Origin of the sequence: Xanthomonas sp. CFBP 8151, from assembly GCF_011761885.1 — a bacterium.
Lineage (GTDB): Bacteria > Pseudomonadota > Gammaproteobacteria > Xanthomonadales > Xanthomonadaceae > Xanthomonas > Xanthomonas arboricola_B.
Genome location: NZ_JAASQZ010000002.1, coordinates 1145275 through 1164778 on the forward strand (window position 1 = coordinate 1145275; position 19504 = coordinate 1164778).

The 19504-nt window shown below is 67.1% G+C and carries 14 protein-coding genes; 4 read left to right on the plus strand and 10 right to left on the minus strand.

Going from position 1 to position 19504, the window contains the following annotated elements; genetic code table 11:
* Positions 1 to 33: 33 nt before the first annotated feature.
* Complete coding sequence (locus FHT08_RS12920; protein WP_104606654.1) at positions 34 to 855, minus strand: 2-keto-4-pentenoate hydratase; 822 nt, start codon at positions 853 to 855, stop codon at positions 34 to 36.
* Between the two features lie 140 nt (positions 856 to 995).
* Here FHT08_RS12920 and FHT08_RS12925 point away from each other — a divergent pair, with 140 nt between their 5' ends.
* From FHT08_RS12925 to FHT08_RS12935, 3 genes are all read left to right on the plus strand, one after another.
* Entirely contained in the window at positions 996 to 2063 is a 1068-nt protein-coding gene (locus tag FHT08_RS12925; RefSeq protein WP_104606653.1) for an alpha/beta hydrolase, read from the plus strand.
* A complete protein-coding gene (locus tag FHT08_RS12930; RefSeq protein WP_166775287.1) occupies positions 2060 to 3682 on the plus strand; it encodes a carboxylesterase family protein in 1623 nt (540 codons plus the stop codon). Before FHT08_RS12925 ends, FHT08_RS12930 begins: the two co-directional genes overlap by 4 nt.
* A 165-nt stretch (positions 3683 to 3847) precedes the next feature.
* The gene (locus FHT08_RS12935; RefSeq protein ID WP_208408979.1) at positions 3848 to 4789 is read left to right on the plus strand and encodes a rhamnogalacturonan acetylesterase; all 942 of its coding nucleotides are present in this window, start codon (positions 3848 to 3850) and stop codon (positions 4787 to 4789) included.
* 81 nt (positions 4790 to 4870) lie between these two features.
* On the opposite strand, the gene FHT08_RS12940 is transcribed toward FHT08_RS12935, so the two are convergent.
* The 9 genes from FHT08_RS12940 to FHT08_RS12980 all read right to left on the minus strand — a co-directional run bounded on the left by FHT08_RS12940 (position 4871) and on the right by FHT08_RS12980 (position 18216).
* Entirely contained in the window at positions 4871 to 6019 is a 1149-nt protein-coding gene (locus FHT08_RS12940) for an aldo/keto reductase (RefSeq protein ID WP_104538981.1), read from the minus strand.
* A gap of 414 nt (positions 6020 to 6433) precedes the next feature.
* Positions 6434 to 6901, minus strand: coding sequence for a metallophosphoesterase family protein (locus FHT08_RS12945; protein WP_166775288.1), 468 nt, complete (start codon positions 6899 to 6901; stop codon positions 6434 to 6436).
* A 147-nt stretch (positions 6902 to 7048) separates the two neighbouring features.
* A complete protein-coding gene (locus FHT08_RS12950) occupies positions 7049 to 8611 on the minus strand; it encodes a PepSY-associated TM helix domain-containing protein (protein WP_166775289.1) in 1563 nt (520 codons plus the stop codon).
* Positions 8608 to 8880, minus strand: coding sequence for a hypothetical protein (locus FHT08_RS12955; RefSeq protein ID WP_104538984.1), 273 nt, complete (start codon positions 8878 to 8880; stop codon positions 8608 to 8610). Before FHT08_RS12955 ends, FHT08_RS12950 begins: the two co-directional genes overlap by 4 nt.
* Complete coding sequence (locus FHT08_RS12960; RefSeq protein ID WP_166775290.1) at positions 8870 to 9169, minus strand: hypothetical protein; 300 nt, start codon at positions 9167 to 9169, stop codon at positions 8870 to 8872. The genes FHT08_RS12955 and FHT08_RS12960 overlap by 11 nt, the downstream gene beginning before the upstream one ends.
* Positions 9166 to 9324: a hypothetical protein gene (locus FHT08_RS12965; RefSeq protein ID WP_166775291.1), complete on the minus strand. Its 159-nt coding sequence runs from the start codon at positions 9322 to 9324 to the stop codon at positions 9166 to 9168. The genes FHT08_RS12960 and FHT08_RS12965 overlap by 4 nt, the downstream gene beginning before the upstream one ends.
* A gap of 233 nt (positions 9325 to 9557) precedes the next feature.
* Entirely contained in the window at positions 9558 to 11741 is a 2184-nt protein-coding gene (gene glgB / locus FHT08_RS12970) for a 1,4-alpha-glucan branching protein GlgB (RefSeq protein ID WP_166775292.1), read from the minus strand.
* An 11-nt stretch (positions 11742 to 11752) separates the two neighbouring features.
* Positions 11753 to 15103, minus strand: coding sequence for a maltose alpha-D-glucosyltransferase (gene treS / locus FHT08_RS12975; RefSeq protein WP_166775293.1), 3351 nt, complete (start codon positions 15101 to 15103; stop codon positions 11753 to 11755).
* Positions 15100 to 18216, minus strand: a complete 3117-nt coding sequence (locus tag FHT08_RS12980; protein ID WP_166775294.1) for a maltotransferase domain-containing protein — start codon at positions 18214 to 18216, stop codon at positions 15100 to 15102. Before FHT08_RS12980 ends, treS begins: the two co-directional genes overlap by 4 nt.
* Before the next feature lie 350 nt (positions 18217 to 18566).
* Between FHT08_RS12980 and FHT08_RS12985 the strand changes: the two genes are divergently transcribed.
* A complete protein-coding gene (locus FHT08_RS12985) occupies positions 18567 to 19457 on the plus strand; it encodes a hypothetical protein (RefSeq protein WP_166775295.1) in 891 nt (296 codons plus the stop codon).
* Positions 19458 to 19504 lie beyond the last annotated feature (47 nt).

A 19504-nucleotide genomic window follows, 5' to 3' on the forward strand; every position in this document is an offset into this window, starting at 1 on the left:
GCCCTCCCAAGCGTCTGGTCACTGGGTCCGGCGTTACTTGGCGGACACAGCCGTACACGAAATGTCGCCGATGCCGGCGAAGCGAATCAGCGCATGCTGTCCCACTTCGATGTCATGGATACCGGTGGCATTGCCCGTGGCGATGAGATCACCGCGCTTGAGCGGACGCCCGCGCCGGGCCGAACGACTGAGCGCAAATGCGTAGGCGGCGCGCAATCCGCCCGGCAGCGTGGTGGCCCCGCCGGTGCCGACGAGCTGGTCGTCGATCAGGGTTTCGGCGGTCAGCGCGGCTTCGTCGCGCGCCAGCCAATCGCTCACTTCCGGGCCCAGGATCAGGCCATTGTTGTTGCCGAAGTCGGAGATCACCACGCGCGGGCCCAGCGTGTTGATGGTCGCCAGCGGACTGCTGGCGATTTCCACGCCGATGAACAGCGTGGCCGGCAGCTGCGCCGCCTGCTCCGGGGTGAAGTGGGTCTGCTCGGCCGGCGCGTCGGCGTCCAGGCGCAGCACGTACTCGGCCTCGACCGCACCGAAGCCGCCTTCGTAGATCGGGAATTTGGTTGTTCCACCGGTAGCATTCCAGAGCTTGTGCGAGAAGATCGGGCCCAGCAGGCGCTCGTCGCCCGATGCATCGCGGCGCTCGGCGGCGATATAGCCCACCTTCCAGCCGACCACCTGGTCATCCCACTGGCTGATGGCGATATCCTGGACCTGGTAGGCGGTGAGCAGATCGTCGGGGATCTGCCCTGGAAAGTCCGGCAGCGATGCCCCTGCACGGCGTGCCTCCACAAAGCGCTGGGCGATCTGCGACAGCGAGGATGTGGCGGATGGTGGGGTGGCGGCGTCGTTGCTCAAGGGTGTCTCCCTGATAGGTGTTTTTGTTGCACTGCCAATCGACAGCGGCACGGTGTGCTGTATATGGTAAACCGGTGTCATTGGCAATGTGCAGTGCGGCAAAACCGGCCGCAACAACGCAGCAACCCTGGGAGGGGTGGATGGAACAGACAAGCCAGATGCGCGCTCTTGCCGCGTTCTCGAAGGTCATGCGCCGGTGCATGACGGTGGTGGTGATGGGATCGCTGCTGGCCGGGCCGGCACTGGCCGCCGAAGTGCCCGGCGCCGATACCGCTGCCGAGCAGGCCAGCCGGATCCCGCTGTGGCCCAAGGGAGTTGCACCGGGAGACAAGGCGCTCAAAGAGCCACAGCGCATCGTCCAACGCAGCAGCGACCCTGCCCTGCCCGATCGCTACATCCAGCAGATCAGCACGCCTTACCTGGTGGTCTACCGGCCCAGGCGGCCGAACGGCACCGCGCTGTTGGTCACTCCCGGCGGCGGCTACCAGCGCATCGTGCTCGACAACGAGGGCAGCGCATTGGTGCCGAGCTTCGTCGACCAGGCCGGCATCACCCTGTTCGTGCTGCGCTACCGCTTGCCTGACGAAGGCCACCCGAATGGCGCCGACGTGCCGCTGGCCGATGCACAGCGCGCGCTGCGGCTGATCCGCGCCAATGCCGCCCGCTACGGCATCGACCGCCAGCGGGTCGGGGTGATGGGCTTCTCGGCCGGCGGCCATGTCGCCGCCAGCCTGGGCACCCGCTACGCCGCGCAGGTCTACCCCAAGGTGGATGCGGCCGATGCACTGAGCGCGCGGCCGGATTTTGCGCTGCTGATCTACCCGGTCATCGACATGGACAGCGCCAACGCGCACCCCGGCTCGCGCGAGCGCCTGCTCGGCAGCAGTCCCAGCGATGCGCAGGTGCGCGCGTATTCGCCGCAACTGCATGTGGATGCACGCACCCCGCCCAGCTTTCTGCTGCATGCGCAGGACGACACCGTGGTATCGGTGCGCAACAGCCTGCTGATGCACGACGCGCTGCTGCGCGCCGGTGTGCCGAGCGAGCTGCACGTCTTCCCGCAGGGCGGCCATGGCTTCGGCACCGCCAGCGGCAGCGGCCTGACCGTGGCCGCCTGGCCGCAGCTGGCCCAGGCCTGGATCGCGCATGTCGCCAAGGCGCAGCCGCCAGCACCTGCATCGGGACCGGCGCAGGACACGGCGCGATGACAGCGCCGTCCACGCCCGACGCGCGCCGACGTACGCTGCTGCGTGGCGGCCTGCTTGTCACTGCCGCGGCAGCACTCCCCGGCTTTGCTGGCGCCGCCGCACCCCCGCCGCCACGCGACGACAGCGCGCCGCTGGCGCGCGTGCGTGGCGGCGCCTTGCGCGGTTATCGCGACCAGGGCATCTGCGTGTTCAAGGGCATCCCCTATGGCGGCGACACTGCCACGCGGCGCTTCCAGGCAGCGCTGCCGGAAAGCCCGTGGCAGCACGTGCGCGAGGCCAGCGCCTATGCTGCGGCGGCGCCGCAGCTCAAGGCCAGCGAGCCCACCAGCGAAGACTGCCTGTTCCTCAACGTGTGGACGCCGGGCCTGCGCGATGGCGGCAAGCGGCCGATCCTGTTCTACATCCACGGCGGCGGCTACACCACCGGCTCCGGCAGCGACCCGCTGTACGACGGCGTGCGCCTGTGCAAACGCGGCGATGTGGTGGTGGTCACCGTCAATCACCGGCTCAACCTGTTCGGCTACCTGTCGCTGGCGCAGCTGGGCGATGCCGGCTTTGCCGACTCCGGCAATGCCGGGCAGCTGGACCTGATCCAGGCACTGCAGTGGGTGCGCCAGCACGCCGGCGAATTCGGCGGCGATGCCGGCAATGTCACCGTGTTCGGCCAGTCCGGTGGCGGCGCCAAGATCGCCACCCTGATGGCGATGCCGGCCGCACGCGGCCTGTTCCACCGCGCCTGGACCATGAGCGGGCAGCAGGTCACCGTGGCCGGCCCGCGTGCGGCCACGCAGCGTGCGCAGTTGCTGCTGGATGCATTGAAACTTGCGCCCGGCGCGCTTGCGCGCATCCGCACGCTGCCGGCTGCGCAGCTGCTGGCTGCCGCGCAGCTGCGCGACCCCTCGCGGGTGGAAAACAGCGCGCTGTACTTCGGCCCGGTACTGGATGCACGCAATGTGCCGGTGCATCCGTTCTGGCCGACCGCACCACTGCAATCGGCCAGCATTCCGCTGGTGATCGGCAACACCCGCGACGAGACGCGCGCGTTTCTCGGCAACGACGCGAAGAACTTCGCATTGAGCTGGGACGAGCTGCCGGCCAGGCTGGAAGCGCAGCAGTACGTCGACCTGCTGCCGCAGGTGGTGATTGCCGAATATCGCCGGCTGTATCCGCACTACTCGCCTTCGGACGTGTTCTTTGCCGCGACCACCGCCGGCCGTTCGTGGCGCGGTGCGGTCGAAGAGGCCGAAGCGCGCGCACGCCAGGGCGCACCGACCTGGGTGTATCAGCTGGACTGGGGTTCGCCGCTGGAGGGCGGCAAGTTCGGCGCCTTCCACACGCTGGATATCCCGCTGGTCTTCGACACCATTGCGCAGCCCGGCTCGCGCACCGGCGACGGCGTCGATGCGCAGCGCATGGCCGAGCAGATGAGCGAGGCGCTGCTCGCCTTCGCACGCAGTGGCGACCCGAATCATCGCGGCCTGCCCCGCTGGCGCCAGTACTCGCTGCAGCACCGCGACACGTTGCTGTTCGATGTGCCGAGCCGGATGGCCAACGACCCGCGCGGCGGCGAACGGCGGCTCTACCAGCAGGCGCCCTTCGTCCAGCGCGGTACGTTCTGAGCGCTTTCGTTCCGGCGGGGCGATCAGCACGTGGCCTGCGGTCGCCACACCTGTACGAACGTTCCCATACCGGGGAGGTCTGCGCAGGACAGGCCGATTCCGCAGCGCTGGGCGTCCCCATCTGGCGAACGCGCAGCCGTGTTTCAGTCGTTTTCGAGGTGATGCATGCGTAAGGACTGTGTTGTTGCACCGATGCTGCTGACAGCGCTGGCCGCTGCCTGCCTGCCGTTTGCCGATGCTGCCGCTGCCGCGCGGGTCGACACGCCGCTCGGGTCCGGGGCATCGACCACCAACGTCTCTGCGGCCGCTGCGCCTCCGCTTGCCGCCAGCAAGATCGTCCTGGTCGGCGACTCCACCACCGCCGTGCAGGGCGGCTGGGGGCCGAGCTTTTGCGCGCAGCATGTGACCTCGTTTCTGAGCTGCCTCAATCTGGCGCGCGGCGGCCGCAGCACGTCCAACTACCGTGCCGAAGGTTCGTGGGAGATCGCGCTGCACGAGCTGCGCAGCGGCGGGTATCGCCAGGTGTATGTGCTGATCCAGTTCGGCCACAACGATCAACCGGGCAAGCCGGGGCGCTCCACCGACCTGGCGACCGAGTTCCCCGCCAACCTGCGCCGCTATGTGGCCGAGGCGCGTGCTGCCGGTGCGATTCCGGTACTGGTCACACCGTTGACGCGGCGGCAGTTCGCGCGCGGCCAGTTGCTGGACGATCTGGCGCCCTGGGCCGAGGCCACGCGCAAACTCGCACAGGAATTGCAGGTGCCATTGATCGACCTGCATGCGCGCAGCCGCGCCCTGGTGCAAGGCATGGGCCCGGTGCTGGCAATGCGCCTGGCGCAGCGGCCGGCCGATCCGGAGCAGGTGCTTGCCGCGCAATCGGGTACCACCATGGGCAAGACACCGGCGCAGACCACATCGACGTCAGCCACGCCTGCTGTTGCCGCTGCGCGTGCACAGGACAACGCCAGCGCCGAGCCGATGGGCCAGGCCAAGCTGGCATTCGATTACACCCATCTGGGTGCGGACGGCGCCGATCTGTTCGCGGCGATTGTCGCCGACGAACTGGCCAGGCAGGTGCCTGCGTTGCGGCCGCTGCTGTTTCCGTGATGGGTGACGTGGTGCGTGGTGCGCGACGTGATGCATCGCAAGCGCAGGCGTTTGCGATGGCACCCTCACCACGCGTGAGCCTCAGCCCAGAACAGGCACCGGTGCGTCCGCTTCGATCACCTGGTCGCGCTTGAGCTCTTCCCACACCGCTGCCGGAATCGCCACGCGCATCGAGGCCGCATTCGCATGCGCCTGCTCGGCCGTGCGCGCGCCCGGAATCACCGCCGACACCACCTTGGGTGCAGCGGCAAACTGCAGCGACACCGTGCGCAGATCCACGCCGTGACGCTCGCAGATGGCCAGCGCCTTCTGGCGCATGGCCGGCGCCCATTCCGGTACGGTGCCGTCGTAGAGATAACGCTCGCGCCCGGCCAGATAGCCCGCCAATAGCGGCGCGCCGACCACCACCGACGCGCCATGCTTTGCGATCTTCGGGAAGGTGTCGTGCAACGCGCGCGCGTGGTCGAGCAACGAATACTGGCAGGCCAGCAGGAAGATGTCCGGGTCGGCCTCCTCGATCGCACGCAGGGCCGGCTCGGGGCGATTGACGCCAAAGCCCCAGGCCTTGATCAGGCCCTCCTTGCGCATCTTGGTCAGCTCGGGCATCGCGCCTTTCACCGCTTCGGCAAAACGCTGTTCCCATGGCATGCCGAGGTCTTTCTCGTTCTCCGGCGACAGGTCGTGGATGTAGGCGATATCGATCTGCGACACGCCCAGCCGCTGCAGGCTGTCTTCGATCGAGCGACGCACCCCGGAGGCGCTGTAGTCGTAGCGATAGTCGAAGGGCGACGGCTGCTGCCACATCGTCTTCGGCGGTTTGTCGGTGGCGGTGAGCAGGCGCCCGACCTTGGTCGACAGCACATAGTCGTCTGCAGCGTGATTGTGCAGGTGGTGCCCGGTACGGCGCTCAGACAGGCCCAGGCCGTACCACGGCGAGGTATCGAAGTACCGCACGCCCGATTCCCACGCCGCAGCCAGGGTCGCTTCGCTTTGCGCATCGCTGGTGGGCGCAAAGCCATTGCCGATTGCCACGCCACCAAAACCCAGTCGACTTGAAGGCCGATAGCGTGCGCCCTTGCTTGCGGGATTGGTCGGCAACGCGGATGCGGCGGCCTTGCCGCGCGTGGGCATCACGCTGCCGGGTGCGGAGGTTTGCGCCAACAACGGGGCGGCGGCCAATGCGGCGGTGCCGACAGCGGCGGCGGAGAGGAACTGGCGACGGGTATTCATGGAGAAATCCTTGCAACGACGCGATGCACGAGGATGGTCCCGCCTGCGTGCAGACAAGGTCAGCGCAGGGGCCGGGGGCCTACACATGCAGGCAACGAACGGCTCGCGTGCAGGTTTGCACAAGCAGGCACGTCAGCGCGGGTTGTCAGCGGTCGCTGCTGGCGGTCATCGCATGCACCGCATGCTCAGGGCATGCTGAAGTGGCCTGTATGCCGGGCCGATGCACTTCATCGCTCGGCATTGTCCAAGAGCAGCGAACACGACGTCGCAAGCGGTGGTGAGGTGGGTTTTGGCGCGCGCTCAGAACTGCAGTGTACGCGTGGCACATGCCGCTTCCGAGCAGCGGCGGTGCAGTCGTTTTGCTAGCCGCTCTAGATCCCGGCGCAAATCTCCGTTGCACGGATCCAACTTGCATCAGCGTATTTCCAGCAGCTGCAGCTGCGCACGCGGCGGGCCACCGCCCAGCCACAGCGTGCCCACGCTGATCGGCAGGCTGAAGCGACGGGGGCCGGCGCTGCCCGGATTGATGTACAGCACGTCGTCGCGCGTGTGTATCGATGGCTTGTGCGAATGCCCGCAGATGATCACATCTGCAGCAACACCCGCCGCCAGCGCTTTCAGATCGTGCAGCACATGGATCCGCACGCCTGCGAGCAGCAGATCCAGCGTTTCCGGAAGCTGCGCTGCCCACGGCGTGTTATCGATATTGCCGGCGATCGCATGCAGCGGTGCCAGCGCCTGCAGCGCAGTGAGGATCTCCGGCTTGCCCACATCGCCGGCATGGATGATCGCCGCGCAGCCCTGCAATGCAGCCACCGCCTCGGGCCGCAGCAGGCCATGCGTGTCGGAGATCAGGCCAATGCGTAAGGCGACAGCCGTCATCGGGTGTGGGCGAAGGTGGCGGGCGATCAGGATGCACTGCCGGGTGAGGCCGTTGCGTCAACGGGCCAGGTTGTTGGGCCAGCAGCATGGCCAGCGACCAAGCGCGACGCCGCAGGTGTTGTCCGGCACACCGTGGCGTACCGGGCATCAATCGGCGCGGTGCATCGGGCGCATGTTCCACGCCCAGACGCTGTTGGGGTCGCCCTGCAGTCCGCGCCGCCTGCTCGCACGCGCCAGTTGCCAGTACGCCCATGCCAACACCAAGGCGATCAGGTCCACGACCAGCACCGTCGCGTCCTGCCATGGCAGTACAACGCCACGTGCCGAAACACAGCTGGCCAGCGGAATCAGCGCGGTCAATCCAGCGCAGGCCAGCAAGACCTCGTACGCACCACGTGCGGTAGGGCGGACCAGCGCCCACACCAGCACGGCCGCAAAGACCGCGTAATAGACATAACGCTCCTGTCCTTGCGCAAGCAAGCGTGCGGCGATGAACAAGGCCGAGATGCCGGCGACGCTGCCCAGGCAGACGCCGATGGTCAGGCGCGCCATCGCGTGGGTGCGGCGCGGTTGATCCACCAACCGACGCTTGCGGCGTGTCTCGATCCACAACAGGTTGCCGCTGTAGAACAGGAACGCACCGCCCAACCCGAGCAGGAAATACAACCACTGCACCGGCGCATGCCCGAAGTTGCCGAAGTGCAGCCCTTGCAGCCCTCGCAAGGCAGCCGTGCCTGTCGACATCGTCGCTGGCTCGAGCACGCGCAGGACCTGGCCGGTTGCCGCGTCCAATGCCACGCCACCGAGCGTGTTGAGGCGGCGCTGATCGTGATGGCCATACACTTCCGCGCGTGCATTGGCATCGCCTGCATCGTGAAACCCGATGCTCTCCGGTACAAAGCCCGAGCTGGCCGCGCGCGCCTTGTCCAGTAGCACCGCCAGCGGCAACACCGGTGCCGCACGCCTGGCCGCTTGCACATGCGGAGTGAGTTCGAACTCCGGTGCGAGGATCTTCATCAATTTGCCGTCGAACACCAGGAACTGGAACGGCGCCAGCAGCAGCACCCCGAGGCACAACACCGCGCCGGACCAGGCAAAGATCACATGGAACGGCAGCGACAACATGCCGACCACGTTGTGGGCGTCCTGCCACAGCCGCTTGAGGTTATGGCCCGGCCGCAGCGCGAACAGGTCCTTGAAGAACACCGGCGCGTACAACACCACCCCGCTGAGCAGCGCCAGCCCGTACAGCACGCTCACCACGCCGAACAGATAGGTGCCGAACGCGCGCGGCAGGCCGGCGGTGAAGTGCAGGTCGTAGAGGAAGTCGGCAAAGCCCACGCGCTGCGGCAGTTCCAGCAGGCGGCCATCGGCGGCCTGTTGATACTGCCGCATGCCGCCACTGGCCTCGGCCTGCGGCCCATGCCAGTACAGCCGCGGAGTCGGCCCGTGCTCGCCGGGCAGCAGCACCAGGAAGGATTCGGCCACCTGCGGATGCCGTGCGATCACCGCATCCAGCAGGGTCTGCGTGGCGGCGACGGGATCTGCCGGCGCACGCTGTGTGACAGGCGGCGTGGCCTGCCAGCCGCTCAATTGGTGCGTGAACACGGTGATGGCGCCGGCATAGAAGGCAATGAACAAGGCCATGCCGGCCAACAAGCCCATCCAACTGTGGACCGACAGAAACGCGCGCAAGGTCGATGCTTTCATGCACCCAGCTCCGTCCAGCCCAATGCCTTGATGCCTGCAAGCGCGAGGTAGCACAGCAGCGTCAACCCACCGAGCACGACCCAGGCGCGCGCTGCGCTGCGAAACGCGAACGGCAGCGCCATCGCACCCACCCATGCCGGAAACATCAGCAGCAACCATGCCAGCGTGTAGCTCTGCTGCGGCCCCGGCAGCAACAGGGCGCACAGGCCCACCACGCCGACTGCCAGCGGCAGGCCCAGTACCACCGCGGCCAGCCACCTAGCCCACATCGCGCACCTGCCTGCGTTGCGCACGCGCCTGCTGCCAGGTATCCAGATACGGCAGCGCCACCGCCACCAGCATCAGCGCCGTCACTGCGGCGAAGACGCCGGCCCAGGTGCCCAAGGCCTGCATGGCGCAGCCCAGCGACAGCAGCAGCAACACGTTGGCGCCGATGCGTAGCGCGCGCGCCGACAGCCGGCGCTGCGGCCACAGGCGCTGATGCCGTGTTGCCAGGTAGAACGTCAGCGACGACGCCGCAGCGGTGAGCAGATAAAACCAGGTCATCAAACCGCTCATGCCTGCGCCTGCGTTGCATCGGAGAACGGCAACACACCGAGCTGCACCGGCCACATGCCGCCATGCCGCGCGCCGACACACAGCGAACGTGCAACCCACACCAGTGCATGCGCGCATCCAGCGATGCGCACCACATGGGTAAACGGCTCAACCATCGAAGAAGTCACCGCCATCAAGACGCCCACGCACAACACTCCCGTACACACGGTCGACGGAAGGCATGGCGGCGGCTGTGCCCGGCAGCCCTCCCCGGGCTGCCTACGTAGCGGCTAACACCCCTGTTGCGAAGCCCGGTGGGCGCCTGCAGCGAAGTGTTGGCCGCTCTACGGCGCGCAATCTAACAGGTGCCACAGCGCCGGACCAGCGGTCCGGCGCCGTGTGCGCTGCATCAGCCCTGCGGCGTCAGCACGATGACGCCCAGCGGCGGCAACAGCAGCGGCAGGGAGTGCGCGTGGCCGTGCATGGACTGCTGCTCGGCGCTCACCACACCGCCATTGCCCAGATTCGCACCGCCATAGATGCCGGCATCGCTATTGAACACCTCGCGCCACTGGCCGCCCTGCGGCACGCCGATGCGGTAGCCGTGCTGCACGATCGGGGTGAAGTTGATCACCACCAGCACTGGCGCATCGCCGCGTTTGCCTTTGCGCAGGAACGCGACCACGCTATTGGCCGCGTCATCGCCGACCACCCAGGCAAACCCGGCCGGGTCGTCGTCCTGCGCGTGCAGCGCGGGGGACTCGACATACAGCCGATTCAGGTCGCGCACCAGGGTCTGCACGCCGCGATGGCGCGGGTCGTCGAGCAGGTGCCAGGGGATGCCGCCGTCGTGGTTCCACTCGGTGGGCTGGCCGAACTCGCAGCCCATGAACAGCAACTTGCGCCCCGGGTGGGTGAACATGTAGCCCAGGTAGGCGCGCAGGTTGGCAAAGCGCTGCCAGTCGTCGCCCGGCATGCGGCCGAGCAACGAACCCTTGCCGTGCACCACTTCGTCGTGCGAGATCGGCAGCACGAAGCGCTCCGAATACGCGTAGACCATGCTGAAGGTCAGCTCGCCATGGTGGTACCGGCGGTAGATCGGATCCAGCGCCGCGTAATGCAGGGTGTCGTGCATCCAGCCCATGTTCCACTTGTAGTGGAAGCCCAGGCCGCCGTGCGCCACGTCGGCGGTGACGCCGGGGAACGCGGTGGATTCCTCGGCAATCATCACCGCACCCGGCGTGTGCTCGCGCACCACCTCGTTGAGCCGGCGCAGGAAGGCGATGGTCTCGTAGTTCTCGCGCCCGCCGTGGATGTTGGGCACCCACTCGCCGGCATTGCGGCTGTAGTCGCGGTACAGCATCGAGGCCACCGCATCCACGCGCAGGCCGTCGACGTGGAAGCGCTGCAGGAACTCCAGCGCACTGGCGATCAGGAACCCGGACACCTCGCGCCGCCCGTGGTTGTAGATCAGCGTATTCCAGTCGCGGTGGAAGCCTTCGCGCGGGTCGGCATGTTCGTACAGCGCGGTGCCGTCGAAATGCGCCAGGCCGTGGGCGTCGGTGGGGAAATGCGCCGGCACCCAGTCGACGATCACGCCGATGCCTTCGCGGTGGCAGCGATCGACGAAGCGGGCAAAGCCATCCGGCGAGCCGAAGCGCGCGGTCGGCGCGAACAGGCCCAGCGGCTGATACCCCCACGAGCCGCCGAACGGATGCTCGGTCACCGGCATCAGCTCGACGTGGGTGAAGCCCATATCGGCCACGTAGGGAATCAGGCGGTCGGCCAGACCATCCCAGTCCAGGTCCACGCCTTCTTCGCGCAGCCAGGAACCGGCGTGGATCTCGTAGATGCTCATCGGTGCGTCGTGCGCCTGACGGCGCGCGCGCGTGGCCATCCAGCCGTCATCATTCCACTGATGCGGGGTGGGGTCTGCCACGATCGAAGCGGTGCCCGGCGCCAGCTCGGAACGCCGCGCCACCGGGTCGGCCTTGGCCGGCAACTCGTTCCCCTGCGGGCCGCGTAGCTGGTACTTGTAATGCGCCCCCGGGCCGACGTCGGGCACGAACAGCTCCCACACGCCTGACTGGTGCCGCAGCCGCATCGGATGCCGGCGCGCGTCCCAACTGTTGAAGTCGCCCACCACCGCCACGCGCGTGGCATTGGGCGCCCACACCGCAAAGCGCGTGCCGCGCACGCCGTCCACCTCGACCGCGTTGGCGCCGAGTGCATCGGCCAACTGCAGGTGATGGCCTTCGCTGATCAGGTGCAGGTCGAAGTCGCTGAGCTGCGGGCCGAACGCATACGGGTCGGCGGTGTCCTGCTCGCCGCCTGGCCAGCCGATGCGCAGGCGGTAGCCGCCTTGCGCCGGCAACGCGCCGGCGAACAGGCCCGGTTCCGGGCCCGCCTCCAGTGCGATGACCTGGCTGTCGTCGAGCACGGCATTGACGTACGCGGCGCCCGGTTGATAGGTGCGCAGCACCCGACCGCTGTCGGTCGGGTGCGCGCCCAGGATGGCGAATGCGTCGCCATGGCGTGCCTCGGCCAGGGCGCGGGCCGCGCCGGGATCCCATCGATTGGTCACTGCTGTCATCACTCCACTCATCATGTGTCTCCCGCACCAGCGCGCGCACGGTGCAGGATGCGTCGCAAACCCTCGATCGGCACCATCAACCAGCCGGGGCGGTTGGCAGCCTCGTAGCGCACCTCGTAACAGGCCTTCTCCACCAGGAACAGCAAGGTGGCCGCGTTGAACGCTGCCGGTGCGATCCACGGGTGCGTACTGGCATTGAGCACGGCATGGTACGCGTCCAGAAACGCCTGTGTGGAACGGCGGCGGAACTGCACCAGGAACTCGTCCAGATGCGTGTCCACGCCCACGCCCGCACGGGCGGCGGTGCCTTCCTCGCCACGTGCCGACACTTCGCTGGCGTAATCGAGCGAGCGCAGGAAGCCGGCCACATCGCGCAGCGGGCTGGCCTTGGCGCGCCGCTCGGACAGCGGCTTGGCCGGCTCGCCTTCGAAGTCGATCAGCACCACATCGTCGAAGGCCACCAGGATCTGGCCCAGGTGGAAATCGCCGTGCACACGGGTCAGCAAGGAATCGGCCAGCACGCTCGGTGCCTGGGCGAGCAAGGCATCCAGCTGCGGGCGCTCGGCCAGCACTGCCTGCAGCGCTTCGCGTTCGGTCGCATCGTCGCTGCCGGCCAGGCGTGCATTGACCGTGTCCCACATCTCTTCGACCTGGCGTGCGACGCCGGCCACCACATCGTTGGCGGTCGGAAGATCGATACGCTGCGGGGCGAAGTCGGCGTCGTCGGTGTCGCGCGACAAGGCCTCGTGCAACTCGGCCAGGCGCTTGCCGACCACCGCGGCAAAGGCATCGTAGCCGGCGATGGCTTCGGCACGCGATTCGTCGGTCTGCGCGGTGGCGTACTCGTCGAAGCTGCGTGCCAGATGGTCCAGCGTCCAGCGCCAGGCATCGCCCTGGTTGCGGATGAAGCCCTGCAGCAGTGCGATCGTGGTGATGGTGCCATGCGCATCGATGCGGCTGACGCTGCCCAGCAAGGGCGCGGCATTGGCATAGCCCATCTCGGTCAGGCGACGGCCGATCTCGATCTCCGGGTTGGCACCGTTGGCCACATGCCGCAGCAGCTTGAACACCGCCTTGTCGGCCACCACCAGCGAGCTGTTGCTCTGCTCGGCCGACAGCCAGCGGATGTCCGGATCCTGCGGGATCTCCAGCGTGGCCAGCGCCGGTGTCGCCTCGAAGCGCACCTGCCCCTGCTGCGAGACGTCGTCGCCATCGCAGAACTCCAGCGCGGCGTTGTCGCGCAATGCGTCGATCACCCCGCGCACCATCGGCTTGAGCGCGAAGGCATCGGTGAGGTAACCCACTTCGCGGCCCTGGCGCACGCGCGCCAGTGCAAGCTGCTCGGCCAGGGTGCTGGGCTGATCGCGCTCCCACACGATGCCGACCGGCAGCATGTAGCTCTCGTGGTGGCCGTCTTCCAGCTCCACTTCCAGCTCCAGCAGACTCATCGGCTCGGCACCCGGCAGCGGCGTACGGCGCGAGATGCGCACGTGCTTGAGTGCCTGGTCCTTGGCCGAGAACCAGCGCCGTGCCGACAACCAGGCCGGCAGGATCTCCGCTTCCAGCGTGGGCAGATGCGGCAGCAGCGCATTGCTCTCGTCGGTATCGCTGCGCAACACCAGCGTGCGGTAGTCCGGCAACGGCACCGGGCTGGGCACATGCCAGTCCGGCAAGGTGCCCTCACTGACCAGCTGGAATGCGTAGAAGCCGAACGGCGGCACGGTGAGCAGATAGGTCAACCGCCCGACCGGCGGGAAACTGCCGCCGCCGATGATGTCCACCGGCACGCGGCCCTCGAACTCGGACAGGTCCAGCTCCACCGCCTGCAGCGTGTGCGACAGGTTGGCCACGCACAGCACCGTCTCGTCCTGGTAGCACCGCAGGTAGGCCAGCATGCGGCGGTTGCCCGGATACAGAAAGCGCAGGCTGCCGCGGCCGAAGGCCTGGTAGCGCTTGCGCACGCTGAGCACGCGGCGGGTCCAGGTCAGCAGCGAATGCTGGTCGCGGATCTGCGCTTCCACATTCACTGCCTGGAAGCCGTACAGCGGGTCCATCACCGGCGGCAGCACCAGCTGCGCCGGGTCGGCGCGCGAGAAGCCGCCATTGCGGTCGATCGACCACTGCATCGGCGTGCGCACGCCATCGCGGTCGCCCAGATGGATGTTGTCGCCCATGCCGATCTCGTCGCCGTAATACAGCACCGGCGTGCCGGGCATGGTCAGCAACAGGGAGGTCATCAACTCGATGCGGCGGCGGTCGCGCTCCAGCAGCGGCGCCAACCGGCGCCGGATGCCCAGATTGATGCGTGCGCGGCGGTCGGCGGCATAGGTCTGCCACAGGTAATCGCGCTCCGAATCGGTGACCATTTCCAGCGTCAACTCATCGTGATTGCGCAGGAAGATCGCCCACTGGCAGCTCTCCGGAATCTCCGGAGTCTGGCGCATGATGTCGGTGATCGGGAAGCGGTCTTCGCGTGCGATCGCCATGTACATGCGCGGCATCAGCGGGAAGTGGAACGCCATATGGCACTCGTCGGCGTTCTGGCCGAAGTACTGCTGGGTGTCTTCCGGCCACATGTTGGCTTCGGCCAGCAGCATGCGGTCTGGGTACTCGGCATCCAGGGTGGCGCGGATCTTGCGCAGGATCGCGTGGGTTTCCGGCAGGTTCTCGTTGGAGGTGCCGGAGCGCTCGATCAGGTACGGCACCGCATCCAGACGCAGGCCGTCCACGCCGCGGTCCAGCCAGAAACGCATCACTTCCAGCACCGCTTCCAGCACCGCGGGGTTGTCGAAGTTCAGGTCCGGCTGGTGCGAATAGAAGCGGTGCCAGAAGTACTGCCCGGCCACCGGGTCCCAGGTCCAGTTGGATTTTTCGGTATCGCAGAAAATGATCCGCGTGCCTTCGTATTCCTGGTCGGTGTCCGACCACACATAGAAGTCGCGCTCCGGCGAACCGGCCAGCGCGTTGCGTGCGCGCTGGAACCACGGGTGCAGATCGGAGGTGTGGTTGATCACCAGCTCGGTGACGATGCGGATGCCGCGTGCATGCGCCTGCGCCACCAGCTGCTCGAAGTCTTCGATGCTGCCGTAATCCGGATGCACCGCCATGTATTCGGCGATGTCGTAGCCGTCGTCGCGGCGCGGGCTGGGGTAAAACGGCAGCAGCCAGATGGTGTCCACGCCGAGTTCGGCGATGTAATCCAGCTTGGAAATCAGCCCCGGGAAATCGCCGATGCCATCGTCGTTGGAGTCGAAGAACGACTTGACGTGCACCTGATAGATGATCGCGTCCTTGTACCAAAGCTGGTCTGCAACCACCGCGGACTGTTCCGCGTCGGCTTGTAACGATGGGACTGCATTCATGCGACCTCTCCTGCGCGGATGCGCCATAACGCGAACGGCCGCGTCGCCTCTAAACGGATGTGTTGCTGTTTTCCCTGCCATGTGAAGCGATGGCCGTCCCACAGGTCGTCCACCGCCACGCTGGCGTGATCGGGCAGGCCCAACTCCCACAATGGCACTTCGATTGCGGCATCCTGCGCAGCGTTGGGGTCCAGGTTGATCGCCACCAACACCATGCTGCGGCTGCGCGACAGGTAGCCGGCATCCAGAAACTTGCCGAAGTACAGCACCTGGTCGTTGTGCGCCTGGTAGAAGCGCGTACCCAGGTGCGACTGCAGCTCCGGGTGCATGCGGCGCAGCTGATTGAAGCGGGTGATCTCATCGACGATGTCGCCGGGCGCACGCTCGGGCCAGGCGCGCAGCTGGAACTTCTCCGAATCCAGGTACTCTTCCTTGCCCGGCGCCAATGGCGTGGCCTCGCACAGTTCGAAGCCCTGATACATGCCCCACAGCCCCGACAGCGTGGTCGCCAACGCGGCGCGGATCAGATGCCCGTTGCGCCCGCTGGTCTGCAGGAACAGCGGATTGATGTCCGGCGTGTTGACGAAGAAGTGCGGACGGAAGCACTCGCGCGGCACGCCCTGGTTCAACTCTTCCACGTACTCCTGCAGCTCGTGCTTGTGGTTGCGCCAGGTGAAGTAGGTATAGGACTGCGAGAAACCGCACTTGGCCAGGCGGTACATCATCTTCGGCCGGGTGAAGGCCTCCGACAGGAACACCACATCCGGCCGGCGCCCGCGGATATCGGCAATCAACCACTCCCAGAACGGGAACGGCTTGGTATGCGGGTTGTCGACGCGGAACAGCGTCACGCCCTCGTTGACCCAGAACAGCACCGCATCGCGCAACGTGTTCCACAGGTCCGGCACCGCACCGCTGGCATAGAAATCGACGTTGACGATGTCCTGGTATTTCTTCGGCGGGTTCTCCGCGTATGGAATCGAACCATCCGCGCGCCAGGTGAACCAGTCCTTGTGGTCCTTCAGCCACGGATGATCCGGCGCGCACTGGATGGCGAAATCCAGCGCCACTTCCAGCCCGTGCGCACGCGCAGCCTGGATCAACCTGCGGAAACCTTCGAGCCCGCCGAGCTCGGCATGCACCTCGGTATGCCCGCCATCGGCCGCGCCGATCGCATACGGGCTGCCCGGCTCGCCATCGACCGCAGTGACCGAGTTGTTGCGGCCCTTGCGGTTCTTCGCGCCGATCGGGTGGATCGGCGGCATGTACAGCACGTCGAAGTGCATCGCGCGGATATGCGCCAGCCGCTCGATCACATCGTCGAAGGTGCCGTGCCGTTGCGGATCGCCGCTTTGCGAGCGCGGGAACAATTCGTACCAGCTGGCGAAATGCGCCGCGCGTCGCTCGGATTCCACCCGGAAGGTCACCGGCGTCTCGGAGCGGAACGGCTTGTCGTCGGCCGCGGCCATCGCCTGCGCGGTGTCCGGCTCCAGCACGATCGCCAGCTGCTGCAGCGGCTCGCTCTGCGCACCGATGCGGGTGAGGATGGCCTGCAGGCGCTCGGTCAAGGCACCGCTGCTGCGCGCGTGCGCGGCCTGCACCACGGCCACCGCTTCCTGCACGTCCACCGGCAGCACCGTGTTGGCGGCGCGCTTCTTTTCCAGATCCGCATGCAAGGTGGCGAACACATCGCGCCAGCCTTCCACCCGGAACTCATAGGTGCCGATGCGCTCCAGCGGGAACTCTGCACGCCAGCGATCGTTGCCCAGCGCACGCATCGGCGCGCTGGCCCAGGTCTTGGCATCGGCCGGGCGCCACAGCACCGCCACCGCGATGCGGTCGTGCCCATCGCAGAACGCGTCGGCTTCCACACAGATCCGGTCGCCCACGGTGCGCTTGACCGGGAAGCGGCCGTTATCGACCGACGGCGTCACCGACTCGATGCACACACGCGGCCAGGCGGCCGCGGTCTGCGCACGCGGGCGCATGCGCGGCACCGCCAGCACGTGCCGTGCCGGCACGCTGCGGTATACCCGCACCTCGCCTGGCTCCAATGCCTCCAGCGTCGCACCGGAGAGCGTGCTGCCGTCCTCGCCCACCAGCGCTTCGGCATCGCCAAGCAGGCGCAACAGATCCGGCGCCGGGACCGGCACCACATGATCGGCATCGCCATTGATCAACAGCAGCGACGGCAAGCCACCCAGCGGCTCGATCGCCACCGCCGTCAGGCCGGTGCCCTCGCGCAGCAGCGGGCGCAGCCGCAGGCCGGCATTGCTGAGCGGCACGCCATCGCTGGCCCTGATCGACAACGGCAACATCTCCAGCTGCGTCTCGTCCAGCAGCCACGCACCGCCCAGTGCCTGGGCCAGTTGCCAGTGCTGCGCGGGAGTGGCCGCACGTTTGCCATCGGGTGCACCCACCACCGCCACGACCTGCGACGCCAACGCGCGCAGCGCCGTGTCTTCGTCGAAGAACCAGCTGCCGCGGCCGTCCCACCATGCGAGCGAGGAGAACGCCACATCGAATCCGGCACTGGCCAGCTGCTGCAAGGCCTCGATGCCCAGGCCAGGCGTCCAGGCCGCAAACACCACCTCCGGTGCCTGTGCATGCACGCGTGCGATCAACTCGCGCCAGCGCTGCGCCGGCACCTGCTGCGGCTGCAACAGGCGGAAGCCGGCCACGCCCTGCGAGGCCCAGTCCAGCAAACGCGCACTCCACCACTCCACCAGCGCCGCACCTTCCTGCGCATAGGTAAAGCGTGCCTCGGCCACTTCGGGCGTGGCCCGCGGTTGGCGCGGGTCCGGTACCGCCGTGCTGCGTGCCCGGAACCACTGCGGGTTGTCGCGCACCACCGCGCTGGCGCCGCCCACTTCGTCCAGGCGCACATCGAGCAGCAGCTTCACCCCGGCCCGGTGCGTGGCCTGCACCACCTCGCGCAGACGCTGCGCGTCTTCCTCGCCGGTGGTGGCTACCTCGCTCAGCCGGCCCTGGGCGTCGCGCGCAAATGGCGGCGCGAGCACGACATGATCAAAGCCCGCCTCGCGCGCCGACTTGCAGCGCTGCTCCAGCCCGGCCTGCTCGCCGGTTGCCTCATTGAGAACACAGATCCGCATGGCGCCCCCTCAGCAGACCACGGCGCGCGCACGCGCCGTGACGAAGGAAACGACACGGGCCGACCCACCCCGCAGATCCGCCGGCGCTCGTTCACGACGCACCAGTCCAACTCCCGTCCGGATCGACCCGTCTCTACCCGATCCCTGGTCGACCCTTCCTACCGTGACTGCACTCATGCGCAACTCCGCAACGATTCTTGACCGATGCAGTCAAGCACCCTGCCTGCGAATTTCATGTGTCGGTGGAATTGACGAAAATCAAACAAGCGCGGCTGTGGTGAGGGCTCAGGCAGCACTGGCCAACTCCCAAGCGTTGTAGGCTATGGCTTCAACCTGCAAGGAGAGCAAGGATGCGGAGCTACATCATGGCGGCACTGCTGGCCATCGCCACGGTTGCAACGGCAAAGGATCAGAAGCTGAGCCCGAGCCGTGCCGGAGAGATCGTAGGGCTTTGGCAAGATGTCAGCGCCAACGACGACATCGTCAAGGAGGACTACGCCGGCTTCGTGCAGGCCGTCGACCTGGACAAGGATGGAGTCGATGAGATCGTCTATCTGAGTTCTTCGTATTGCTCGGGCTCCACTTCCGACTGCCCCAACAGCATCGATGTATTGCGCAAGCATCCGCCCAGGAAGGCACCCAACGTCAGCGCTCCGATCGACGAATGGGAAACCAGGGCACGCAAGACCGGTTACACGCCAGACGCCAGCGAGCAGATGCCTGGCGAAGTGATGCGCCTTGCAGTCCAGGGCAACCGCATCGAGGTCGTGTTCGTCGTGCAGGAGAACTCGCCGATCTGCAAACCGGAACAACCCAATCCGGACGGGTCGCAGCGCTGTCCCGCCCCCGGCCGCTACAGCTGGACGTACACCTGGAAGCCAGGCGCACTGGCGCGCCTTACCGGTGCTGGCAGCTATGAACCACACGTCCCCAAAGCACATTTTCCCGAGCAACTACGAGGCGCCTGGGTCACCGCAGGGATCGCCTGCCGCGACGCCGAGACAGCGGACCCCAAGCACCTCATCCAGTTCGGCTGGGATCACATGACCGGCAAGGGCGAAGACCTCTGGCCCAACGCGGTCATGCTGCTGGCACGCACACCGTGGACATGGCGAATCATCACCGCGTCTGCCAACGCGCCGAAGAAGAACGTTCCTGCAGTCTTCATCCTCAGCCAGATGGAAGACCGCCTGATCATTGCAGAGCAAACGCGCGTCAGAACCTTTGATCGGTGCCGCTGAGCGGGACGTCGGTTGCCATCGCGTTTACGGCAACGCAACGTCGCTTG

What these genes read in the sequence shown, in the direction of transcription:
- FHT08_RS12925 (WP_104606653.1), top strand. Translation starts at nt 996, where the DNA reads ATGGAACAGACAAGCCAGATGCGCGCTCTTGCCGCGTTCTCGAAGGTC.
- FHT08_RS12930 (WP_166775287.1), top strand. Translation starts at nt 2,060, where the DNA reads ATGACAGCGCCGTCCACGCCCGACGCGCGCCGACGTACGCTGCTGCGT.
- FHT08_RS12935 (WP_208408979.1), top strand. Translation starts at nt 3,848, where the DNA reads ATGCGTAAGGACTGTGTTGTTGCACCGATGCTGCTGACAGCGCTGGCC.
- FHT08_RS12940 (WP_104538981.1), bottom strand. Translation starts at nt 6,019, where the DNA reads ATGAATACCCGTCGCCAGTTCCTCTCCGCCGCCGCTGTCGGCACCGCC.
- FHT08_RS12945 (WP_166775288.1), bottom strand. Translation starts at nt 6,901, where the DNA reads ATGACGGCTGTCGCCTTACGCATTGGCCTGATCTCCGACACGCATGGC.
- FHT08_RS12950 (WP_166775289.1), bottom strand. Translation starts at nt 8,611, where the DNA reads ATGAAAGCATCGACCTTGCGCGCGTTTCTGTCGGTCCACAGTTGGATG.
- FHT08_RS12955 (WP_104538984.1), bottom strand. Translation starts at nt 8,880, where the DNA reads ATGTGGGCTAGGTGGCTGGCCGCGGTGGTACTGGGCCTGCCGCTGGCA.
- FHT08_RS12960 (WP_166775290.1), bottom strand. Translation starts at nt 9,169, where the DNA reads ATGAGCGGTTTGATGACCTGGTTTTATCTGCTCACCGCTGCGGCGTCG.
- FHT08_RS12965 (WP_166775291.1), bottom strand. Translation starts at nt 9,324, where the DNA reads ATGGTTGAGCCGTTTACCCATGTGGTGCGCATCGCTGGATGCGCGCAT.
- glgB (WP_166775292.1), bottom strand. Translation starts at nt 11,741, where the DNA reads ATGACAGCAGTGACCAATCGATGGGATCCCGGCGCGGCCCGCGCCCTG.
- treS (WP_166775293.1), bottom strand. Translation starts at nt 15,103, where the DNA reads ATGAATGCAGTCCCATCGTTACAAGCCGACGCGGAACAGTCCGCGGTG.
- FHT08_RS12980 (WP_166775294.1), bottom strand. Translation starts at nt 18,216, where the DNA reads ATGCGGATCTGTGTTCTCAATGAGGCAACCGGCGAGCAGGCCGGGCTG.
- FHT08_RS12985 (WP_166775295.1), top strand. Translation starts at nt 18,567, where the DNA reads ATGCGGAGCTACATCATGGCGGCACTGCTGGCCATCGCCACGGTTGCA.